Source organism: Streptomyces sp. NPDC096324, assembly GCF_044763015.1.
Classification (GTDB): Bacteria; Actinomycetota; Actinomycetes; order Streptomycetales; family Streptomycetaceae; genus Streptomyces.
In genome coordinates this window covers 180,526-199,685 of sequence record NZ_JBIWFK010000014.1, presented here as the reverse complement: position 1 = coordinate 199,685, position 19,160 = coordinate 180,526, and the positions used below count along the sequence as shown (strand labels likewise).

The window sequence follows — 19,160 nt, the reverse complement described above, 5'->3', positions numbered from 1 at the left end:
CGGCGGGGCCGCGGTCCTAACCGCTTTACTTTTAGTAAAAAATTCTAATATTTCTTTTCTGCCCCCGGCCCCCTTTCTTCCCGGGGGGGGGGCGGGGGCCCGCCCCCCGGCCCCCCCGACCGCGTCCCCGCCCCCGCCCCCGCCGCACCTGTGGAAACGTACCCGGTGGACGCGCCGAGCGGTCCACGACGATGCCGCGAACAGACCCGAGAGGCCTTCGGATGACCCCCGCCCCGCAGACGTTAACCCTCGCCGACGACCTGACCATCACTCGGATGGGATACGGCGCGATGCAGCTGACCGGTCCCGGGGTCTTCGGACCGCCCAAGGATCGCACCCGGGCGATCGCCGTGCTGCGCGCAGCGGTCGAGCTCGGCATCACCCACATCGACACCAGCGACTTCTACGGGCCGACCGTCGTCAACGAACTGATCAAGGAGGCCCTGCACCCCTACCCGGCCGGTCTGCACATCGTCACCAAGGTCGGCGTCCGCCGCAGCGCCACCGGCGGCTGGATCACCTCCCTGGACCCCGCCGACCTCAAGGCCCAGGTCCACGAGAACCTCCGGCATCTCGGCCTGGAGACCCTGGACGTGGTCAACCTGCGCACGGCCGCGTTCGGCGGTGACGGGTCCTCCATTGCCGAGTCGTTCGGCACCTTGGCCGGCCTGCGCGAACAGGGCCTGATCCGTCACCTGGGCCTCAGCGGGATCACCGACGCCCAGCTCACCCAGGCCCAGGCCATCGCTCCCGTGGTCACCGTGCAGAACCAGTACAACCTGGCCGACCGCGCCGACGACGACCTCGTCGATCGCTGCGCCGCGGAGAACATCGCCTACGCCGCGTTCTTCCCCCTCGGCGGCGGATTCCACCCACTGCGGGTACGGATCCTGCGCGATGTCGCCCGCCGCCTCGGCGCCTCCGAGCAGCAGGTGGCGCTCGCCTGGCTGCTGCGGCGCTCGCCGTCGACGGTGCTGATCCCCGGAACCTCCAGCGTCGCCCACCTGCGGGAGAACATCGCCGCGGCTGATCTGCGACTGCCCGACGAGGCGATCGCCGAACTCGACACCATCGGGCAGTGACCCCGTGGGTACCGGCTGACGACAACTCGAACAAGACCAGCAGGATCACGCGACAACAGAGAAGGCGACAAACGATGAAGATTCGCGACCTCCACAACGAATTCACCGCGGACCGTGCCGCCGCCGAGCGTGCCTACTACGGGAAATACCTCACTCTCGAGGGAGTCTCGATCCGGACAGGCGAAAGTCAGTACGGCACGCCGGTGGTGGAAGTGTCGGATGCCGTCGGAGGTCCGCACCTCGCCATCTTCGTGCTGCCGTTCGACCACCGGATCAAGGAATCATTCCGGCTCGTGCGGAGCGTCCCCCTGGGCGTCACCGTCACCGTCAAGGGAGAAGTCCGGGTCTTCAGCGAGGACGGAACAGTGCTGGTCATCAAGGAGTGCGAACTCCTCACCCCCTGAGTCCCCGCGGGCCGTTTCCCGGAGCGGCGGACGGCCGGCACACGTGAGGTCGGTCCAAGCTTGATCTCCGGCCTGCGCGGCACGCGCCGTCCCGCCCGGCAGGGTCCGGCAAGGTCGGTCGCCGTCCGGGTCCATGACGGTCCGTCGGGCGGCGCGGGCCGGGAAGCGTGACAGGCACGGTCTCCCGGATCATGGACGTCTCCACACCCCGTGATCCGAGTGGAAGACCGTGCCTGCCTGCGTCGGCCGTCGGCCTCGCCCCGGCCGCGTGCGCGGTCCCTGCCCCGGCCGCGTGCGCGGTCCTGGCCGGGCCACCAATCCGCCGGCGACGGGCGAGCGGATCGCCTGCGCGCCCGCCCACGTGCTCGCCCGGCCCGGCGTCCGCCCCGATCCGGTGCGCCCCGCCCGCCTCCCTGTACGGCCTCCAGTCGCCGCTGGACACGGTCGCCGGCCTCGCCGGGCCGTCGTCACCGCCGACACCCCGACTGCACCGAAGCCCCGGATGCGCTGGGGGTTCGCGTGAATATCCACCACGCGGAGGGTCGTCGGTGGAACGAGTCCGTCAATATCGCGTGACAAATACCGCTCGGATCACCGATTGCCTTTACTTACAGAGGCACAGCCGCTCGTTCCGAAAAGATCGCCCTTTCATAGCGATCGCGAGGAACGCATGACCGCGGACACGACCGACCCGCTCACCAACATTGACAGTGAGGGCGCACACGGGTTCGCGTCCTACACGAGAAATGGAACATTCAGTGACCACGAATCGCACCCTCGTCATTGTCGCCCACCCGAACCTCGCGGAGTCCCGTGGCAACGCCACCTGGCTCGCTGGGATCAAGGACCTGGACAACGTCACCGTCCACGACCTCTACGAGACCTACCCCGATTTCAAGATCGATGCCGCACGCGAGCAGGAACTGCTGCGCGAGCACGACACCGTCGTTCTCCAGTTCCCGGTCTACTGGTACAGCGTGACCCCGCTGCTCAAGGCCTGGTTCGACGCGGTGCTGGTTCACGGTTTCGCCTTCACCTTCGACGGTTCCGCCTCCGCGCTGCAGGGCAAGAAGGCTTGGCTGGCCGTCACGGTCGGCAGCACCCTGGAGACCTACGCCGCGGACGGCCTCGCCCGACGGACCCTCGAGGAGTACCTCGCCCCGGTCGCTCAGACGCTGGAGTTCTGCCAGCTCGACTATCAGGGATTCCACTCCGTCTACGGCATGATCTTCGACCCGCTGGACGAGGATCTCGTCCTGAACGCCAAGGAATACCGTCGGCTCATCGCGAACAGTGAGACGCCGGTCGGCTGACCTCGGTCATTCGTGAATCTCGACTGTTCGTGAATTCTTGGAGTTTCACGAGTAATCGCGATGCCTGCTCCGGGGCCCGGCCCCGGGCGGCGCGTCCCGCATGTCACCGCCGCTTCCTTCGCCGAACTCGACGGCAGTTCAGCGAAGGAAGCCAGACTCGGGCTCCGTTCGGATCACAGTGAGGGGAGAAGGAGATGTCCGCCGTGGCCGGGCTGCTCGCGATTCGTGAGCAGGTGTTGGCGGGGCCGAGTCCGGCGGCGACGGAGGCGCAGCACGCGAAGGGGAAGCTGACCGCGCGTGAGCGGATCGGGCTGCTGCTGGACGAGGGTTCGTTCAACGAGGTCGAGCCGCTGCGCCGGCACCGGGCCACCGGGTTCGGCCTGGAGGCGAAGAAGCCCTACACCGACGGCGTGATCACCGGCTGGGGTACCGTCCACGGCCGCACGGTGTTCGTGTACGCGCACGACTTCCGGATCTTCGGCGGCGCGCTGGGCGAGGCCCACGCCCAGAAGATCCACAAGATCATGGACATGGCCATCGCGGCCGGTGCTCCGCTGGTGTCGTTGAACGACGGCGCGGGCGCCCGGATCCAGGAGGGCGTCACCGCGCTCGCCGGTTACGGCGGCATCTTCCGGCGCAACACCCGCGCCTCGGGTGTGATCCCGCAGATTTCCGTGATGCTCGGCCCGTGCGCGGGCGGCGCCGCCTACGCGCCGGCGCTGACCGACTTCGTGTTCATGGTCCGCGAGACCTCGCAGATGTTCATCACCGGCCCGGACGTGGTCAAGGCCGTCACCGGCGAGCGGATCTCCCAGAACGGTCTGGGCGGCGCGGACGTGCACGCCGAGGTCTCCGGTGTGGCGCACTTCGCCTGCGACGACGAGCGGACCTGCCTGGACGAGGTCCGGTTCCTGTTGTCGATGCTGCCGCAGAACAACCGCGAGACCCCGCCGGTGGAGACGACCGAGGACCCGGCCGACCGCCGCTGCGAGGCGCTCCTCGACCTGGTCCCGGCCGACGGCAACCGCCCCTACGACATGCGCGAGGTGATCGAGGAGCTGGCCGACGAGGGCCAGTTCATGGAGATCCACGAGCGCTGGGCCACCAACGTCATCTGCGCGCTCACCCGCATGGACGGGCAGGTCGTCGGCATCGTCGCCAACCAGCCGCAGTCGCTGGCCGGTGTGCTGGACATCCACGCCTCGGAGAAGGCCGCGCGGTTCGTGCAGCTGTGCGACGCCTTCAACATTCCGCTGGTCACCCTGCTGGACGTGCCCGGCTTCCTGCCGGGCGTGGACCAGGAGCACGGCGGCATCATCCGGCACGGCGCCAAGCTGCTGTACGCGTACTGCAACGCCACCGTGCCCCGGATCTCGCTGGTGCTGCGCAAGGCGTACGGCGGCGCGTACATCGTCATGGACTCGCGCTCGGTCGGCGCCGACCTCGCGTTCGCCTGGCCGACCAACGAGATCGCGGTGATGGGCGCCGAGGGCGCCGCGAACGTCGTCTTCCGCCGCGAGATCGCCGCCGCGGACGATCCGGAGGCCAAGCGCGTGGAGATGGTGCGGCAGTACAAGGACGCGCTGATGCACCCCTACTACGCAGCGGAGCGCGGCCTGGTCGATGACGTGATCGACCCCGCCGCCACCCGCGAGGTGCTCATCCGCTCCCTGCGGATGCTCCGCACCAAGGACGCGGACCTGCCCGCCCGCAAGCACGGCAACCCACCCCAGTGAGCGCACCGAAGGGGCAGCAGATGGACCAGGGGGACCTCCGCGTCATCCACGGCGATCCCACTCCCGAGGAACTCGCCGCGCTGATCGCGGTCCTGGCGGCCCGCACCGCCGCGCGGCGCGCCGCCACTCCGCGGTTCGCCCATGGGGACCGCCGTCCGCAGGCCCGCTGGCGCCGCCTCGAGCGCGTGGCCGGCTACCGCAGCCCCGTCTCCTGGCGCTGATGCCGCCCGCCGCGGACCCCGACGGTGCCGAAGACGCGAACGCGCTGGTCAGAGACCGTTTCCCCTAGCACTCGATGATGTTCACCGCGAGCCCGCCACGCGCGGTCTCCTTGTACTTGACGCTCATGTCCGCGCCGGTCTCCTTCATGGTCTTGATGACCTTGTCCAGGGAGACCAGGTGGGAGCCGTCGCCGCGCATCGCCATCCGGGCCGCCGTGACGGCCTTCACCGCGGCCATGCCGTTGCGCTCGATGCACGGGATCTGGACCAGACCGCCGACCGGGTCGCAGGTCAGGCCGAGGTTGTGCTCCATGCCGATCTCGGCGGCGTTCTCGACCTGCTCGGGGCTGCCGCCCAGCACCTCGGCGAGCGCGCCGGCCGCCATGGAGCAGGCCGAGCCGACCTCGCCCTGGCAGCCGACCTCGGCGCCCGAGATGGAGGCGTTCTCCTTGAAGAGCATGCCGATCGCCCCGGCCGTGAGCAGGAACCGTACGACCCCGTCCTCGTCGGCGCCCGGCACGAAGTTGATGTAGTAGTGCAGCACCGCCGGGATGATGCCCGCCGCGCCGTTGGTCGGGGCGGTGACCACCCGGCCGCCCGCCGCGTTCTCCTCGTTGACGGCCATCGCGTAGAGGGTGATCCACTCCATCGCGTGGGCCAGCGGGTCGCCCTCGGCGCGGAGTTGGCGGGCCGAGAGGGCGGCACGGCGGCGGACCCGCAGCCCGCCCGGCAGGATGCCCTCGCGGGTGATGCCGCGCGAGACGCACGCCTGCATCACGCGCCAGATCCCGAGGAGCCCCTCGCGGATCTCCTCCTCGGTGCGCCAGGCCCGCTCGTTCTCCAGCATCAGGGCGGAGATCGACAGACCGGTCTCCTTCGTGAGCCGCAGCAACTCGTCACCCGTGCGGAACGGGTACTTCAGGATCGTGTCGTCGAGCTTGATGCGGTCCTCGCCCACCGCGTCCTCGTCGACCACGAAGCCGCCGCCCACCGAGTAGTACGTCTTCTCCAGGACGAGCTCGCCGGAGGCGTCGTACGCGAAGATCGTCATGCCGTTGGCGTGGTACGGCAGGGCCTTGCGGCGGTGCAGGACGAGGTCGTCGTCGAAGGAGAAGCCGATCTCGTGCTCGCCGAGCAGCCGGATCCGGCCCGAGGCCTTGATCTGCTCGACGCGCTCGTCGGCGCCCTCCACGTCCACCGTCCGCGGCGAGGCGCCCTCCAGACCGAGCAGCACCGCCTTGGGGGTGCCGTGGCCGTGGCCGGTCGCTCCCAGGGAGCCGTACAGCTCGGCGCGTATCGACGCGACGGGAGCCAGCAGGTCCTCGTTGCGCAGCCGCCGGGCGAACATGCGCGCGGCGCGCATCGGACCCACGGTGTGGGAGCTGGACGGGCCGATGCCGATCGAGAACAGGTCGAAGACCGAGATGGCCACGGGAACTCCTTGCTGGTTTCGCCGGACGCCGTTGTCCGACGGAGGTGGTGCGGGACTGCATGGAACGGGGCACCGCGCTCTGCTTCCAGTGTGCGCGGTGCCCCGGAGTTCCGTACGAAAACAACCGTACGGGGTGAAAACACAGGACAGAAACCCTGCGGAACTACTTCAGGCCGGGGTACAACGGGTGCTTGTCCGCCAGAGCGGACACCCGGGCCTTCAGGCCTTCCACGTCGGCCGCCTCGAAGGGAGAGGGCGCCTTCAGCGTCTCGGCGATGATGTCCGCGACCTCGGTGAAGTCCTCGGCGGTGAAGCCGCGGGTGGCGAGGGCGGGCGTGCCGATGCGCAGGCCCGAGGTGACCATCGGCGGGCGCGGGTCGTTCGGGATGGCGTTGCGGTTGACCGTGATGCCGACCTCGTGGAGACGGTCCTCGGCCTGCTGCCCGTCCAGCTCGGAGTCGCGCAGGTCGACCAGGACCAGGTGCACGTCCGTGCCCCCGGACAGGACGTCCACGCCGACGGCCTTCACGTCGTCCTGGACCAGGCGCTCGGCCAGGATGCGCGCGCCGTCCAGCGTGCGCTGCTGGCGCTCCTTGAAGTCGTCCGAGGCGGCGACCTTGAAGGAGACGGCCTTGGCGGCGATCACGTGCTCCAGGGGGCCGCCCTGGAAGCCCGGGAAGACCGAGGAGTTCAGCTTCTTCGCGAACTCCTTCTTCGCCAGGATGATGCCGCCGCGGGGGCCGCCGAGCGTCTTGTGCGTGGTGGAGGTGACCACGTCCGCGTACGGGACCGGGTTCGGGTGCAGACCCGCCGCGACCAGGCCCGCGAAGTGGGCCATGTCGACCCACAGGAGGGAGCCGGCCTCGTCCGCGATCCGGCGGAACTCGGCGAAGTCGAGCTGACGCGGGTACGCCGACCAGCCCGCGATGATCACCTTCGGGCGGTGCTCCTTGGCGAGCCGCTCGACCTCGGCCATGTCGACCAGGCCGGCCTCGTCCACGTGGTACGCGACCACGTCGAACTGCTTGCCCGAGAAGTTCAGGCGCATGCCGTGGGTCAGGTGGCCGCCGTGGGCCAGGTCCAGGCCGAGGATGGTGTCGCCGGGCTGGGCCAGGGCGAACAGCGCGGCCTGGTTGGCGGAGGCACCCGAGTGGGGCTGGACGTTGGCGTACTCGGCGCCGAACAGGTCCTTGACCCGGTCGATGGCGATCTGCTCGGCCACGTCGACGTGCTCGCAGCCGCCGTAGTAGCGGCGGCCCGGGTAGCCCTCGGCGTACTTGTTGGTCAGGACCGAGCCCTGGGCCTCCATGACCGCGACCGGAGCGAAGTTCTCCGAGGCGATCATCTCCAGCGTGGACTGCTGGCGGTGCAGCTCGGCGTCGACGGCGGCGGCGACGTCGGGGTCGAGCTCGTGCAGGGGGGTGTTCATCAGCGACATGCGGGTGACTCCTCAGCCGGCCGTGAAGGCGGTGTACTCGTCGGCGGACATCAGGTCCTCGGGCTCGTCGGCGACGCGCACCTTGAACAGCCAGCCGCCCTCGAAGGGGGCGGAGTTCACGAGTGCCGGGTCGTCCACGACGTCCTGGTTGGCCTCGACGATCTCGCCGTTCACCGGGGAGTACAGGTCGCTGACCGACTTGGTCGACTCCAGTTCGCCGCAGGACTCGCCCGCGGTCACCGTGTCACCGACGGCCGGGAGCTGGGCGTAGACGACGTCACCGAGCGCGTTGGCCGCGAACTCGGTGATGCCGACCGTCGCGACGCCGTCCTCGGCGACCGACAGCCACTCGTGCTCCTTGCTGTAACGCAGCGTCTGGGGGTTGCTCATGACCTGAATTCTCCTGTACGCGGTGGAGTGCTGATGGAGGGAAGCGTGGGTGACCGGGCGGATGTGCCCAGGGTCACGTCCGGTGCGCCCGGGCGGGCGCCCGTCCGTGCCGGAGCCCGGGGGGCATCCGTCGCCGGCGGCGCCCGGAAGGCGTCCGTGTCATGTCCGGCCCTTGCGGACCAGTGTCACTTCTGGCGCTTGTAGAACGGCAGCGCCACGACCTCGTACGGTTCGTGGCTGCCCCGGATGTCCACGCCCACACCGGTCGTGCCCGGAGCGGCGTGCGCGGCGTCGACGTACGCCATCGCGATCGGCCTGCCCAGCGTGGGGGAGGGGGCGCCGGAGGTGACCTCGCCGATCACCTCGCCGCCGGCGACGACCGAGAACCCGGCGCGCGGCACCCGGCGGCCCTCGGCGATCAGGCCGACGAGGACGCGCGGCGGGTTCTGCCCGGCGCGGGCGGCGGCCGCCTCGAGCGCCGCGCGCCCCACGAAGTCGCCGTCCTTCTCGAACTTCACGACCCGGCCGAGGCCGGCGTCGAACGGGGTCAGCGAGGTGGTCAGCTCGTGCCCGTACAGCGGCATGCCCGCCTCCAGGCGCAGCGTGTCGCGGCAGGAGAGGCCGCAGGGGACGAGACCGGCCGGGGTGCCCGCGTCGGTCAGCGCCTGCCACACCTTCTCGGCGTCGGCGGGGGCGACGAACAGCTCGAAGCCGTCCTCGCCGGTGTAGCCGGTGCGGGCGATCAGGGCCGGGACGCCGGCCACGGTGCCCGGCAGGCCCGCGTAGTACTTCAGGCCGTCGAGGTCGGCGTCGGTGACCGCCTTGAGGATGCCGGGGGACTCGGGGCCCTGCACGGCGATCAGCGCGTACGCGTCACGGTCGTCGCGCACCTCGGCGTCGAAACCGGCGGCGCGCTCCGTCAGGGCGTCCAGCACGACCTGGGCGTTGGAGGCGTTGGCGACGACCATGTAGTGAGGGGACCCGGCCTCGTCGTCGGCCAGGCGGTAGACGATCAGGTCGTCCAGGATGCCGCCGTCCTCCTGGCAGATCATCGTGTAGCGGGCCCGGCCGACGCCGACGGTGGCGATGTTGCCGACCAGCGCGTGGTTCAGGAGAGCCGCCGCCTGCGGTCCGGTGACGGTGATCTCGCCCATGTGGGAGAGGTCGAAGAGACCGGCCTTCGTGCGGACGGCGAGGTGCTCGTCGCGCTCCGAGCCGTAGCGCAGGGGCATGTCCCAGCCCGCGAAGTCGGTCATGGTCGCGCCGAGCGAACGATGCAGGGCATCGAGCGCGGTGTGACGGGGTGCGTTGCTGCTCATCGGTCTGGCTCCCAGGGCATGACGGCGAGGTCGTTCCTCCCCATCTGTCATCGGAACCTGAGAGGTTCATCAAGACCCCACGAATCGGTGGTCCTGACTTGCACCTTGGGTGGAGCCGACGGAGCGGCCCGCTTTTCAGATGTGCCTCGCCCGCGCGGTAACGGTGCCTGAGAGATTCAAGGGAGGGACTTGCTCCTTCGGCGCCCGGGTACACGTACCCAGGACTCTCCCGCGCGGATTCAAGCGGCCGGTATGCAGTTGGCGCGGCCATCATCGCACGCGCCGTCGGATCACGGCAGCCCGCCATCTGTGACCGTGCTGTGGCAGTCCGCGCATGAAATGGGGAAGCGCCGGGCATTACCTTCTCTTTACACTCGACGGGGATGGGACTCCACACCGAAGGGGAGGACGGCCAGGGTGAACAGGACCAGGGCGTACGCGACGACCTCGGGTCTCGCACTGCCCGAGCAGCCCGGCGCACCGGCCCGGGAGGCCCGCGGACCGCGTGTCGCGGCCGTCGTGCGGGACCTCCGTGACCGGGTCGGGCACAGTCCGCACGGTCTCCGCTTCGGGGCGCACGACGTGGTCGTGGTCAGCGGACTGCCCGGCAGCGGCAAGTCGACCCTGATGCGGCGGGCCGTGCTCGGCGTGCGCGTCGACTCCCAGGACACCCGCGACCGCTGGGACGGCCGGATGTCCGGGCGCCTGCCGTACGCGCTCTACCGCCCCCTCGTCCGCCTCGCGCACTACGCCGGCCTGCGCCGCGCCCTGCGCGAGGGCGGCGGACTCGTCGTGCACGACTGCGGCACGCAGGCCTGGGTGCGCCGCTGGCTCGCCCGCGAGGCCCGGCGCCGCGGCGGGGCGCTGCACCTGCTGTTGCTCGACGTCACGCCCGGCACCGCGCTGGACGGCCAGCGCGAGCGCGGCCGGGGCGTCTCGCGCTACGCCTTCGCCCGCCATCGCGGCGGGGTCGCCCGGCTGCTGCGCTCGGCCGAGCGGGGGGACCTGCCCGAGGGGTGCGGCTCCGCGGTGCTGATCGACCGCGCCGCGGCGGACGTGCTGCACAGGATCGACTTCGGCCACTGAGCGGCGGTGTGCCGCGGCATCGGCTTCGGCCACCGAGCGGCGCTGTGCCGCGGGATCGGCTTCGGCCACTGACCGGCCGTGGTGGCCCATTAACCTAACCAGCCGGAACAATGGTTCGAAGCGGACGGTAGACAGATGGACTTTCCGGCACAGGCGCACCCCCATCCGCACGGCGGTTGGCCCGGCAACGAGCTGGAGGAGGTGTTGTCCGCCTCCCTCGGCATGCCCGGGCCCTCGACGGCCGCCCGCATCGTCGAGGTGCTCGGCCGCAGCTTCGTGTGGGTGCCGCTGCCGAACGGCGGCGGCGCGCAGAGCGGTCCGCTCGATCTGCCCACGATGGACATCGGCGGGCAGGTCTACGTCCCCGTCTTCAGCTCCGAGGAGCAGTTCCGCCAGGTCGTCGGCGGTCACATGTCCTACACGATCGCGCCCGCCGTGGAGTTCGCCCGCGGACTCCCCCCGCAGGCCGGCATCGTGGTGAACCCGGACGGCGTGGTCGGCGTGCCGCTGCCGCCCCCTGCCGTCGCCGAGCTGTGCAGGGCCGGGCGGTCCGAACTGGACGGGGCGGCCGGCGGCGGCCGCGTGCGGCTCTTCGAGCCCGACTGGCAGGACGATCCGATGGACTTCCTCGCCGCGGCCTCGGCGGAGTTCGCCGCCACCGGTGTCGTCCTGAGCGCGCGGCGCTGTCTGGCCAGCGTGGAGGGCGACGCGCCGGTCATGTTCATCGGCGTCGAGCTCTCGGTGTGGGAGGGCGACGCGCGCGCCCTGCCCCTGGACGCCCTGGGCCGTGCGCTCGGCCGGGTCCCGGTGAACATCGCGGTGAACCTGGTTCTCCTCGACGTGACGCAGGACCCGGTCGGCGACTGGATGCGGGCGACGGTGCGGCCCTTCTACCAGCACGGTCACTGAACGACGCGGGTGGCGCGGGTGTCCCGCCGGACCGCGCACCCGCCGCGCGGGGCCTTCGGCCGCCCCGCGCGGCGGTTCTCGGCCTTCGACTGCTTCCCCCGGCGGAGCACGATCGCCGCATAAGCTGGTTTCATGGCCTGGTCGAGGTGTTGACGCATGTCGGTAACCGGCGCCTCGGGCGTAAGGGATGAGTTCGTCGTGAATTGTTCGCGAAGGGGCGGTTGAAGGTGAGCGCGTCGGGCACGGCCGCGGCCGGGCAGGTCGAGCACATGCTGCGCCAGGTGACTCCCGGGCGTTATGACGCCTACGAGGCGCTCCTTCGCGCGCTCGCGACCCCGTCGTCCGGCCAGGTGTGGATGCTGTTGTGGCACGGCCAGGCCGGCTCCCCGGACGCCCAGTACGGGAACATGCAGGTGGACGGCTTCGGTTACGCGCCCTGCGTCACTTCCGCCCAGGAGCTCTCGGCCAGTGGCTGGAACCGCAGTTACGAGGTCGTGGACGGGCTGGACGTCGCCCGCACCCTGTACCCGGACCACTTCGGCCTCTGGCTCAACCCGCACGCCCCGAACGGCGGTCTCGGCATTCCGTGGCTGGATCTGCGCCGGATCGCCACGGGCCTGGAGCGCCAGCCCGCGGGCCCGCTGCGGCTGTCCGAACCGGCCATCGAGATTCCGCAGTTCTACGCCCTGATCACGCAGAACGCCCATCTGACCCCGGCCGTACGGTCGTTGCGCCGGGCCTGGGTCCAACCCACGCTCGGGGCGCCATATCTGGCCATCGGCCTGGACGTGTACGACACCTCGCCGCCCGCCGTCGACTCGGTGCGGGCGATGATGCAGCAGTCCATCGGCGCGGTTCCGGACGGCCTGCCCGTCTCCACCGTCGCGATGTCGGACGAGTTCGACCCGGTGGCGATGTGGCTGCGCGCGAACGCCCGTCCGTTCTACGACCGTGAGGCCCACGCCGCCCCGGCGCAGGCGCCGATCGCGGGCGGTTACGGCTATCCCCCGGCCCGCGGCGGCTACTGAGGGCGTCCCGAATCCCGGACCTGTCGGATGTCAGTGCGAGAACGGCTGGCATCATGATTCTGCACACGGCCTTCACGAGGCGTGCGTTCCATACTGCTGACCTGCGGGGAAGCGGACCGATGTGCCGATTGTCCCAATTTGGTGGGACTTCTGATCAAAAAGACTCTTTCGAGGCCTTCGAGCTCAATTGGCAGTCGTCCGACTCCCGTTACCCACTGTTCGGATAACGGAATCCCCCAACAAGCATCACGGTTGCGCATAGTTTCTCCATGAGGCCTGGCAACTGATCGTGGCGGCACTGAAGACTCGCCCATCAGACACGGGGTCGTCGATCCCGTGAGCGAGTGCAAGCCGAATCATCAGCCGGATCACCGGACCGCACCATCTGCGGTCAACATCCCGGCGAGCAAGTGAACCAAGCCGCAGACAGCGGCAGTCGTAGGCCGGTCACCACCGGCGAGAGGGGTCGGGTCACTGTGACCGCACCGATCGAGACCACCGCGGCGGCATCGGAAGCGCAGCCTGAGGCTGTGCTTGCCGGAGCCGGCAAGGGGCGGATCGAGGGCCGTTCCCTGGGACAGATCGCCTGGACGCGCTTCAAGCGCGACAAGGTGGCGGTCGCCGGCGGTGTCATCGTCGTCCTGCTCATCCTGATGGCCGTCCTCGCCCGACCCATCCAGTCGATGCTGGGGCTGGACCCGAACGCCTTCCACCAGGACCTGATCGACGCCAACACCTCGCTGCCCAAGGGCGGGATGGGCGGCATGAGCGCGGACCACCCGCTCGGTGTGGACCCGAAGTTCGGCCGCGACCTCGCCACCCGCCTCCTGGAGGGCTCCTGGGTGTCGCTGGTCGTCGCCTTCGGCGCCACCATCCTGTCGAACGTGATCGGCGCGATCCTGGGCGTCGTCGCGGGCTTCTACGGCGGGCGGGTCGACTCGATCATCAGCCGCCTGATGGACACCTTCCTCGCCTTCCCCCTCCTGCTCTTCGCGATCGCCATCTCCGCCACCCTGCAGGGCGGCGCCTTCGGCCTCGAAGGGCTCCCGCTCCACCTGAGCGTGCTGATCTTCGTGATCGGCTTCTTCAACTGGCCCTACCTGGGCCGTATCGTGCGCGGTCAGACCCTGGCCCTGCGCGAGCGGGAATTCGTGGACGCCTCCCGGGGCATGGGCGCCAAGGGCCCGTACATCCTGTTCCGGGAGCTGCTGCCCAACCTGGTCGGCCCGATCATCGTCTACTCGACGCTGCTCATCCCGACCAACATCCTCTTCGAGGCGTCCCTCAGCTTCCTCGGGGTCGGTATCCAGCCCCCGCAGGCATCCTGGGGCGGCATGCTCCGTGAAGCGGTCACCTACTACGAGGTCGACCCGCAGTTCATGATCGTGCCCGGCCTCGCCATCTTCGTGACCGTCCTCGCCTTCAATCTTCTGGGCGACGGTCTCCGCGACGCTCTCGACCCGCGCAGCCGCTGATGCCTGACGGACACCGAGAGATCACCAAGTTTCCGACAATGGAGGGGAACCCGCCCATCATGCGTAGGTCAACGCTGGCCGCCATTGCGGCCATCGGCTCCGCGAGTCTGCTCGTTGCAGGCTGCAGCAAGGCCGATGACAACAAGAACACCGACAACACGAAGTCAGCTGGGGCCAACGCAGCGACCAAAGACGTCGTCAACGCCTCCACCAAGAAGGGGGGCACGGTCACGTACGAGTACTCGGACGTGCCGGACTCCTTCGACCCGGGCAACACGTACTACGCGTACATGTACAACCTCAGCCGCCTGTACGCGCGCCCGCTGATGACGTTCCAGCCCGGCGCCGGCGAGAAGGGCAACACCCTTGTCCCGGACCTCGCGGCCTCCAAGGGTGTCCCGAGCGACGGCGGCAAGACCTGGACGTACAAGCTGCGTTCGGGCCTGAAGTACCAGGACGGCTCCGCGATCACGTCGAAGGACGTGAAGTACGCGGTCGAGCGTTCCAACTTCGCGCGTGACGTGCTCTCCCTCGGCCCGAACTACTTCCAGCAGTTCCTCGTGGGCGGCGACAAGTACAAGGGTCCCTACAAGGACAAGAGCGCCAAGGGCCTCTCCTCCATCGAGACCCCGGACGACACCACCGTCGTCTTCCACCTGAAGACGGCCTTCCAGGAGTTCGACTACCTGGTCGCCTCGCCGCAGACGGCTCCGGTCCCGCAGGCCAAGGACAACGGCGTCGACTACGTCAAGAACATCGTGTCCTCGGGCTCGTACAAGTTCCAGAGCTACGCCGACGGCAAGCAGGCCGTCCTCGTGCGCAACGAGAACTGGGACGCCGCGACCGACCCGCTGCGCAAGCAGTACCCGGACAAGATCGTCGTCAACCTGAAGGTCGCCGCCGAGACGATCGACAAGGACGTCCTCGCGGGCGACGCGATCGACCTCGGTGGTGGCGGTGTCCAGGCCGCGACCCAGGCGGACGTGCTCACCTCCGCCGCCAAGAAGGCCAACACGGACAACACCTACGGTGGCCGTCTGGTCTACATGGCGATCAACACCAAGGTGAAGCCGTTCGACAACGTCGCGTGCCGCAAGGCCGTGCAGTTCGCGATCGACAAGGTCTCGGTCCAGACGGCCGAGGGCGGCCCGATCCGCGGCGACATCGCCTCCACGGTTCTCCCGCCGGACATCCCGGGCTACGAGAAGTCGGACGTCTACGCGTCGGCCGGCAACACGGGTGACGCCGCCAAGGCCAAGGAGCAGCTCAAGGCCTGTGGCAAGGAGACCATCAACACCAACATCTCCGCCCGCAGCGACCGCCCGCAGGAGATCGACGCCGCCACGGCGATCATCGCCTCGCTGAAGAAGGTCGGCATCAACGCCAGCCTGAAGCAGTACCCGTCGGGCAAGTACTTCACCGACTACGCGGGTGTCCCGAAGTTCACCGAGAAGAACAACATCGGTCTGATCATGATGCAGTGGGGTGCCGACTGGCCTTCCGGCTACGGCTTCCAGCAGCAGATCCTGAACGGTTCCGCGATCGGCGACTCCGGTAACACCAACCTGTCGCAGTACGACAACAAGGACGTCAACGGTCTCCTCGAGAAGGCGATCGGCACGCAGGACGACGCCGCGCGTCTCGCCCTGTACACGCAGATCGACAAGAAGACCATGGACGACGCCGTCCTCGTGCCGCTGACCTACTTCAAGGTTCTGCTGGCCCGCCCGCAGTACGCGACCAACCTGGTCTCCACGGCGGCCTTCAGCGGTCAGTACGACTACCTCAACATCGGCACCACGAAGAAGTAGCCCCGGAAGGCAGGTGAAGGCATTGGTGCCCGCGGGCTCAGCCCGCGGGCACCAGCGCCGATCCCCGTGATTTCGTACATCCTCCGTCGGACGGCAGCGGCAGCGATCCTGCTCCTGGTCGTCTCCGCGGTCACCTTCGCCATCTTCTTCCTGCTGCCCAGACTGGCCGGCCAGACGCCCGACCAGCTCGCGCAGCAGTACATCGGGAAGAGCCCGACGAAGGCCGACATCATCGCGGTCAAGCACAACCTCGGTCTGGACCAGCCCGTCTACGTCCAGTACTGGCACTTCATCAAGGGGATCGTCAGCGGCGCTACCTACGACCTGGGTCCCACCACGGCGCACTGTGACGCGCCGTGCTTCGGGTACTCCTTCAAGACCCACCAGGCCGTGTGGCCGGACCTCACCTCGCGTCTTCCGGTGACCCTGTCGCTCGCCGCGGGTGCCGCGGTGCTGTGGCTGCTGTCCGGTGTGGCCGCGGGTGTGATCTCCGCCCTCAAGCCGCGTTCGATTCTCGACCGCACCTTCATGGGCATCGCGCTCGCGGGTGTCTCGCTGCCCATGTTCTTCACGGGCAACCTGGCGCTGCTGCTCTTCACCGTCAACTGGCCGATCTTCGGCCGCACCTATGTCCCGCTCACCGAGAACCCCGCGGAATGGGCCAACACCCTCTTCCCCGCGTGGTGCTCTCTCGCTCTCCTGTACTCCGCCATCTACGCGCGGCTCACCCGCTCGGGCATGCTGGAGACGATGAACGAGGACTTCATCCGCACGGCCCGCGCCAAGGGCCTGCGCGAGGGCAAGGTCGTGGTCCGGCACGGACTGCGCGCCGCCCTCACCCCGATCATCACCGTCTTCGGCATGGACCTCGGTCTGCTGCTCGGCGGTGCCGTGATCACCGAATCCGTGTTCTCTCTGCACGGCATCGGCCAGTACGCGGTGCAGGGCATCACCGACAACGACCTGCCGAAGATCCTCGGCGTGACTCTTCTCGCCGCGGCCTTCGTCGTCGTGGCAAATCTTCTGGTGGACCTGCTGTACGCCGCCGCCGACCCGCGGGTGAGGCTCTCGTGACCGAACTTTCCAAGACAGGCGCCGCCGTCGGCGAGCCCGTCTCCTCGCCCTCGGACGCTCCCAAGGCGTTCCTCGAAGTGCGCGACCTCAAGGTGCACTTCCCGACCGACGACGGTCTGGTCAAGTCCGTCGACGGGCTCAGCTTCTCGGTGGAGAAGGGCAAGACCCTCTGCGTCGTGGGCGAGTCGGGTTCCGGCAAGTCCGTCACCTCGCTGGCGATCATGGGTCTGCACCGCCTCGGCGCGCGCGGCAAGAACGTCCAGATGTCGGGCGAGATCTGGCTCGACGGCAAGGAACTGGTCAACGCCCACCCGGACGAGGTGCGCAAGCTCCGCGGCCGCGAGATGGCGATGATCTTCCAGGACCCGCTGTCCGCGATGCACCCGTACTACACGATCGGCAACCAGATCGTGGAGGCGTACCGCACCCACCACAAGGTCAGCAAGAAGGTCGCCCGCACGCGGGCGATCGAGATGCTCGACCGCGTGGGCATCCCCGAGCCGGGCAAGCGCGTCGACAGCTACCCGCACGAGTTCTCGGGCGGTATGCGCCAGCGCGCGATGATCGCGATGGCGCTCGTCAACAACCCCGAGCTGCTCATCGCGGACGAGCCGACGACCGCCCTCGACGTCACCGTCCAGGCGCAGATCCTCGACCTCATCCGCGACCTGCAGAAGGAGTTCGGCTCCGCGGTCGTCCTCATCACCCACGACCTGGGTGTGGTGGCCGAGATCGCCGACGACGTCCTCGTGATGTACGGCGGCCGGTGCGTCGAGCGCGGCACCGCCGAGCGGGTCTTCGATCAGCCGCAGCACCCCTACACCTGGGGTCTGCTCGGCTCGATGCCCCGTATCGACCGCGAGACGTCCGAGCGGCTCATCCCCGTCAAGGGTCAGCCGCCGAGCCTCATCAACGTCCCCTCGGGCTGCGCGTTCCACCCGCGCTGCCCGTACGCGGACCTGCCCAAGGGCAATGTCACCCGCACCGTGCGCCCCGAACTGCAGCTCGTTGGCAGCGGCCACTACACCGCCTGCCACCTCTCGCAGGAGGACCGCACGCGGATCTGGACCGAAGAGATTGCGCCGAAGCTGTGAGTGAGAACAAGAAGACGGACGGCGCCGGCGCGGTGATTCCGCAGCAGGCCGCGGCTCCCGCGCACCGCGCCAAGTCCTCCGAGAGCAGCGAGGTCCTCCTCCGGGTCCAGGGGCTCCAGAAGCACTTCCCCATCCGGAAGGGCGTTCTCCAGCGTCAGGTCGGCGCGGTCAAGGCCGTCGACGGCATCGACTTCGAGGTCCGCAAGGGCGAGACGCTCGGCGTCGTCGGCGAGTCCGGCTGCGGCAAGTCGACCATGGGCCGGGTCATCACCCGTCTCCAGGACCCGACCGGCGGCACCATCGAGTTCGAGGGCCGGGACATCACCCGTCTCAGCGCCTCGAAGATGCGTCCGATGCGCCGTGACATCCAGATGATCTTCCAGGACCCGTACGGGTCGCTGAACCCCCGTCACACCATCGGCTCGATCGTCTCGGCGCCCTTCCGGCTCCAGAACGTGGAGCCCGAGGGCGGTGTGAAGAAGGAGGTCCAGCGGCTCCTGGAGCTGGTGGGTCTGAGCCCCGAGCACTACAACCGCTACCCGCACGAGTTCTCCGGCGGTCAGCGCCAGCGCATCGGCATCGCCCGCGCGCTCGCCCTGAAGCCGAAGCTGGTCGTGGCGGACGAGCCGGTCTCGGCCCTCGACGTGTCGATCCAGGCCCAGGTCGTGAACCTGATGGACGACCTGCAGTCCGAGCTCGGTCTGACGTACGTGATCATCGCTCACGACCTCTCCGTCGTGCGCCATGTCTCGGACCGCATCGCGGTGATGTACCTCGGCAAGATCGTCGAGCTCGCGGACCGCACCTCGCTGTACCAGGCGCCGATGCACCCGTACACCAAGGCCCTCATGTCGGCCGTGCCGGTGCCGGACCCCAAGCGCCGGGGCGCCAAGAGCGAGCGGATCCTGCTCAAGGGTGACGTTCCCTCGCCGATCGCGCCGCCGAGCGGCTGCCGGTTCCACACCCGGTGCTGGAAGGCCACGCAGGTCTGCAAGACGACCGAGCCGCCGCTCATCGAGCTGAAGCCCGGCCAGCAGGTCGCCTGTCACCACCCGGAGAACGCCGCGGACCAGGCTCCGCAGGACGTCGTCCTGCTCTCGGCCGCCCGTGAGGCAGTCGAGCTGGTGTCCGGTGTGGAGTCCGCCGAGGTGTCGGGCAAGGCTCCGGCCGAGCTCGCCGCCGAAGGTGACGAGGCCGGCACGGCGTCGGACACCGCCACCGGTGACGAGGCCGGCTCCACGAAGGACTCCGCGGTTGCGGAAGCCGATCGTCAGGAGTCAACCGGCAAGTAGGCCATGACGACTTGGCAAAGTCATGAACATGCCCGAGCGGGAGAGTGCAGAGTCCT

Annotated in this window: 17 protein-coding genes and 1 riboswitch; of the genes, 13 read left to right on the top strand and 4 right to left on the bottom strand. The window is 69.1% G+C overall.

Annotation, left to right across the window (positions count from 1 at the left end; genetic code table 11):
• Positions 1 to 221 precede the first annotated feature (221 nt).
• The 5 genes from ACIQ7M_RS33050 to ACIQ7M_RS33030 all read left to right on the top strand — a co-directional run bounded on the left by ACIQ7M_RS33050 (position 222) and on the right by ACIQ7M_RS33030 (position 4,756).
• Positions 222 to 1,082, top strand: coding sequence for an oxidoreductase (locus ACIQ7M_RS33050; protein WP_403651127.1), 861 nt, complete (start codon positions 222 to 224; stop codon positions 1,080 to 1,082).
• The gene (locus ACIQ7M_RS33045; protein ID WP_355767832.1) at positions 1,079 to 1,486 is read left to right on the top strand and encodes an OB-fold protein; all 408 of its coding nucleotides are present in this window, start codon (positions 1,079 to 1,081) and stop codon (positions 1,484 to 1,486) included. Before ACIQ7M_RS33050 ends, ACIQ7M_RS33045 begins: the two co-directional genes overlap by 4 nt.
• A 758-nt stretch (positions 1,487 to 2,244) precedes the next feature.
• The gene (locus tag ACIQ7M_RS33040; RefSeq protein ID WP_355767829.1) at positions 2,245 to 2,799 is read left to right on the top strand and encodes an NAD(P)H-dependent oxidoreductase; all 555 of its coding nucleotides are present in this window, start codon (positions 2,245 to 2,247) and stop codon (positions 2,797 to 2,799) included.
• A 194-nt stretch (positions 2,800 to 2,993) separates the two neighbouring features.
• A complete protein-coding gene (locus ACIQ7M_RS33035; RefSeq protein WP_403651124.1) occupies positions 2,994 to 4,535 on the top strand; it encodes an acyl-CoA carboxylase subunit beta in 1,542 nt (513 codons plus the stop codon).
• A gap of 20 nt (positions 4,536 to 4,555) precedes the next feature.
• The gene (locus ACIQ7M_RS33030) at positions 4,556 to 4,756 is read left to right on the top strand and encodes an acyl-CoA carboxylase epsilon subunit (RefSeq protein ID WP_365491759.1); all 201 of its coding nucleotides are present in this window, start codon (positions 4,556 to 4,558) and stop codon (positions 4,754 to 4,756) included.
• A gap of 64 nt (positions 4,757 to 4,820) precedes the next feature.
• On the opposite strand, the gene ACIQ7M_RS33025 is transcribed toward ACIQ7M_RS33030, so the two are convergent.
• From ACIQ7M_RS33025 to gcvT, 4 genes are all read right to left on the bottom strand, one after another.
• Positions 4,821 to 6,188 carry an L-serine ammonia-lyase gene (locus ACIQ7M_RS33025; protein ID WP_403651122.1) on the bottom strand — a complete coding sequence of 456 codons (1,368 nt, stop codon included), beginning with the start codon at positions 6,186 to 6,188 and terminating at the stop codon, positions 4,821 to 4,823.
• A gap of 163 nt (positions 6,189 to 6,351) precedes the next feature.
• Positions 6,352 to 7,626: a serine hydroxymethyltransferase gene (gene glyA, locus ACIQ7M_RS33020; RefSeq protein WP_403651120.1), complete on the bottom strand. Its 1,275-nt coding sequence runs from the start codon at positions 7,624 to 7,626 to the stop codon at positions 6,352 to 6,354.
• Positions 7,627 to 7,638: 12 nt separating this feature from the next.
• Positions 7,639 to 8,016 carry a glycine cleavage system protein GcvH gene (gene gcvH / locus ACIQ7M_RS33015; RefSeq protein WP_355767815.1) on the bottom strand — a complete coding sequence of 126 codons (378 nt, stop codon included), beginning with the start codon at positions 8,014 to 8,016 and terminating at the stop codon, positions 7,639 to 7,641.
• Positions 8,017 to 8,201: 185 nt separating this feature from the next.
• Positions 8,202 to 9,335: a glycine cleavage system aminomethyltransferase GcvT gene (gene gcvT, locus ACIQ7M_RS33010; RefSeq protein ID WP_403651118.1), complete on the bottom strand. Its 1,134-nt coding sequence runs from the start codon at positions 9,333 to 9,335 to the stop codon at positions 8,202 to 8,204.
• 145 nt (positions 9,336 to 9,480) lie between these two features.
• Positions 9,481 to 9,577: riboswitch (glycine riboswitch) on the bottom strand.
• A gap of 175 nt (positions 9,578 to 9,752) precedes the next feature.
• Here gcvT and ACIQ7M_RS33005 point away from each other — a divergent pair.
• The 8 genes from ACIQ7M_RS33005 to ACIQ7M_RS32970 all read left to right on the top strand — a co-directional run bounded on the left by ACIQ7M_RS33005 (position 9,753) and on the right by ACIQ7M_RS32970 (position 19,104).
• A complete protein-coding gene (locus ACIQ7M_RS33005) occupies positions 9,753 to 10,421 on the top strand; it encodes an AAA family ATPase (RefSeq protein ID WP_403651116.1) in 669 nt (222 codons plus the stop codon).
• A 135-nt stretch (positions 10,422 to 10,556) separates the two neighbouring features.
• A complete protein-coding gene (locus ACIQ7M_RS33000; RefSeq protein ID WP_403651114.1) occupies positions 10,557 to 11,330 on the top strand; it encodes an enhanced serine sensitivity protein SseB in 774 nt (257 codons plus the stop codon).
• A gap of 227 nt (positions 11,331 to 11,557) precedes the next feature.
• Positions 11,558 to 12,358, top strand: coding sequence for an enhanced serine sensitivity protein SseB C-terminal domain-containing protein (locus tag ACIQ7M_RS32995; RefSeq protein WP_355767806.1), 801 nt, complete (start codon positions 11,558 to 11,560; stop codon positions 12,356 to 12,358).
• 476 nt (positions 12,359 to 12,834) lie between these two features.
• Complete coding sequence (locus ACIQ7M_RS32990) at positions 12,835 to 13,833, top strand: ABC transporter permease (protein ID WP_355767803.1); 999 nt, start codon at positions 12,835 to 12,837, stop codon at positions 13,831 to 13,833.
• A 38-nt stretch (positions 13,834 to 13,871) separates the two neighbouring features.
• Positions 13,872 to 15,644 (top strand): ABC transporter substrate-binding protein, encoded by a 1,773-nt coding sequence (locus tag ACIQ7M_RS32985; protein WP_403651111.1) that lies wholly within the window; start codon positions 13,872 to 13,874, stop codon positions 15,642 to 15,644.
• 66 nt (positions 15,645 to 15,710) lie between these two features.
• A complete protein-coding gene (locus ACIQ7M_RS32980) occupies positions 15,711 to 16,718 on the top strand; it encodes an ABC transporter permease (protein WP_355767798.1) in 1,008 nt (335 codons plus the stop codon).
• A complete protein-coding gene (locus ACIQ7M_RS32975) occupies positions 16,715 to 17,812 on the top strand; it encodes an ABC transporter ATP-binding protein (protein WP_355767795.1) in 1,098 nt (365 codons plus the stop codon). Before ACIQ7M_RS32980 ends, ACIQ7M_RS32975 begins: the two co-directional genes overlap by 4 nt.
• Positions 17,809 to 19,104, top strand: coding sequence for an ABC transporter ATP-binding protein (locus tag ACIQ7M_RS32970; RefSeq protein WP_403651108.1), 1,296 nt, complete (start codon positions 17,809 to 17,811; stop codon positions 19,102 to 19,104). Before ACIQ7M_RS32975 ends, ACIQ7M_RS32970 begins: the two co-directional genes overlap by 4 nt.
• The last annotated feature ends 56 nt before the right edge of the window (positions 19,105 to 19,160 follow it).

What these genes read in the sequence shown, in the direction of transcription:
- gcvT (WP_403651118.1), bottom strand. Translation starts at nt 9,335, where the DNA reads ATGAGCAGCAACGCACCCCGTCACACCGCGCTCGATGCCCTGCATCGT.
- ACIQ7M_RS33030 (WP_365491759.1), top strand. Translation starts at nt 4,556, where the DNA reads ATGGACCAGGGGGACCTCCGCGTCATCCACGGCGATCCCACTCCCGAG.
- gcvH (WP_355767815.1), bottom strand. Translation starts at nt 8,016, where the DNA reads ATGAGCAACCCCCAGACGCTGCGTTACAGCAAGGAGCACGAGTGGCTG.
- ACIQ7M_RS33035 (WP_403651124.1), top strand. Translation starts at nt 2,994, where the DNA reads ATGTCCGCCGTGGCCGGGCTGCTCGCGATTCGTGAGCAGGTGTTGGCG.
- ACIQ7M_RS32985 (WP_403651111.1), top strand. Translation starts at nt 13,872, where the DNA reads ATGGAGGGGAACCCGCCCATCATGCGTAGGTCAACGCTGGCCGCCATT.
- glyA (WP_403651120.1), bottom strand. Translation starts at nt 7,626, where the DNA reads ATGTCGCTGATGAACACCCCCCTGCACGAGCTCGACCCCGACGTCGCC.
- ACIQ7M_RS33000 (WP_403651114.1), top strand. Translation starts at nt 10,557, where the DNA reads ATGGACTTTCCGGCACAGGCGCACCCCCATCCGCACGGCGGTTGGCCC.
- ACIQ7M_RS33050 (WP_403651127.1), top strand. Translation starts at nt 222, where the DNA reads ATGACCCCCGCCCCGCAGACGTTAACCCTCGCCGACGACCTGACCATC.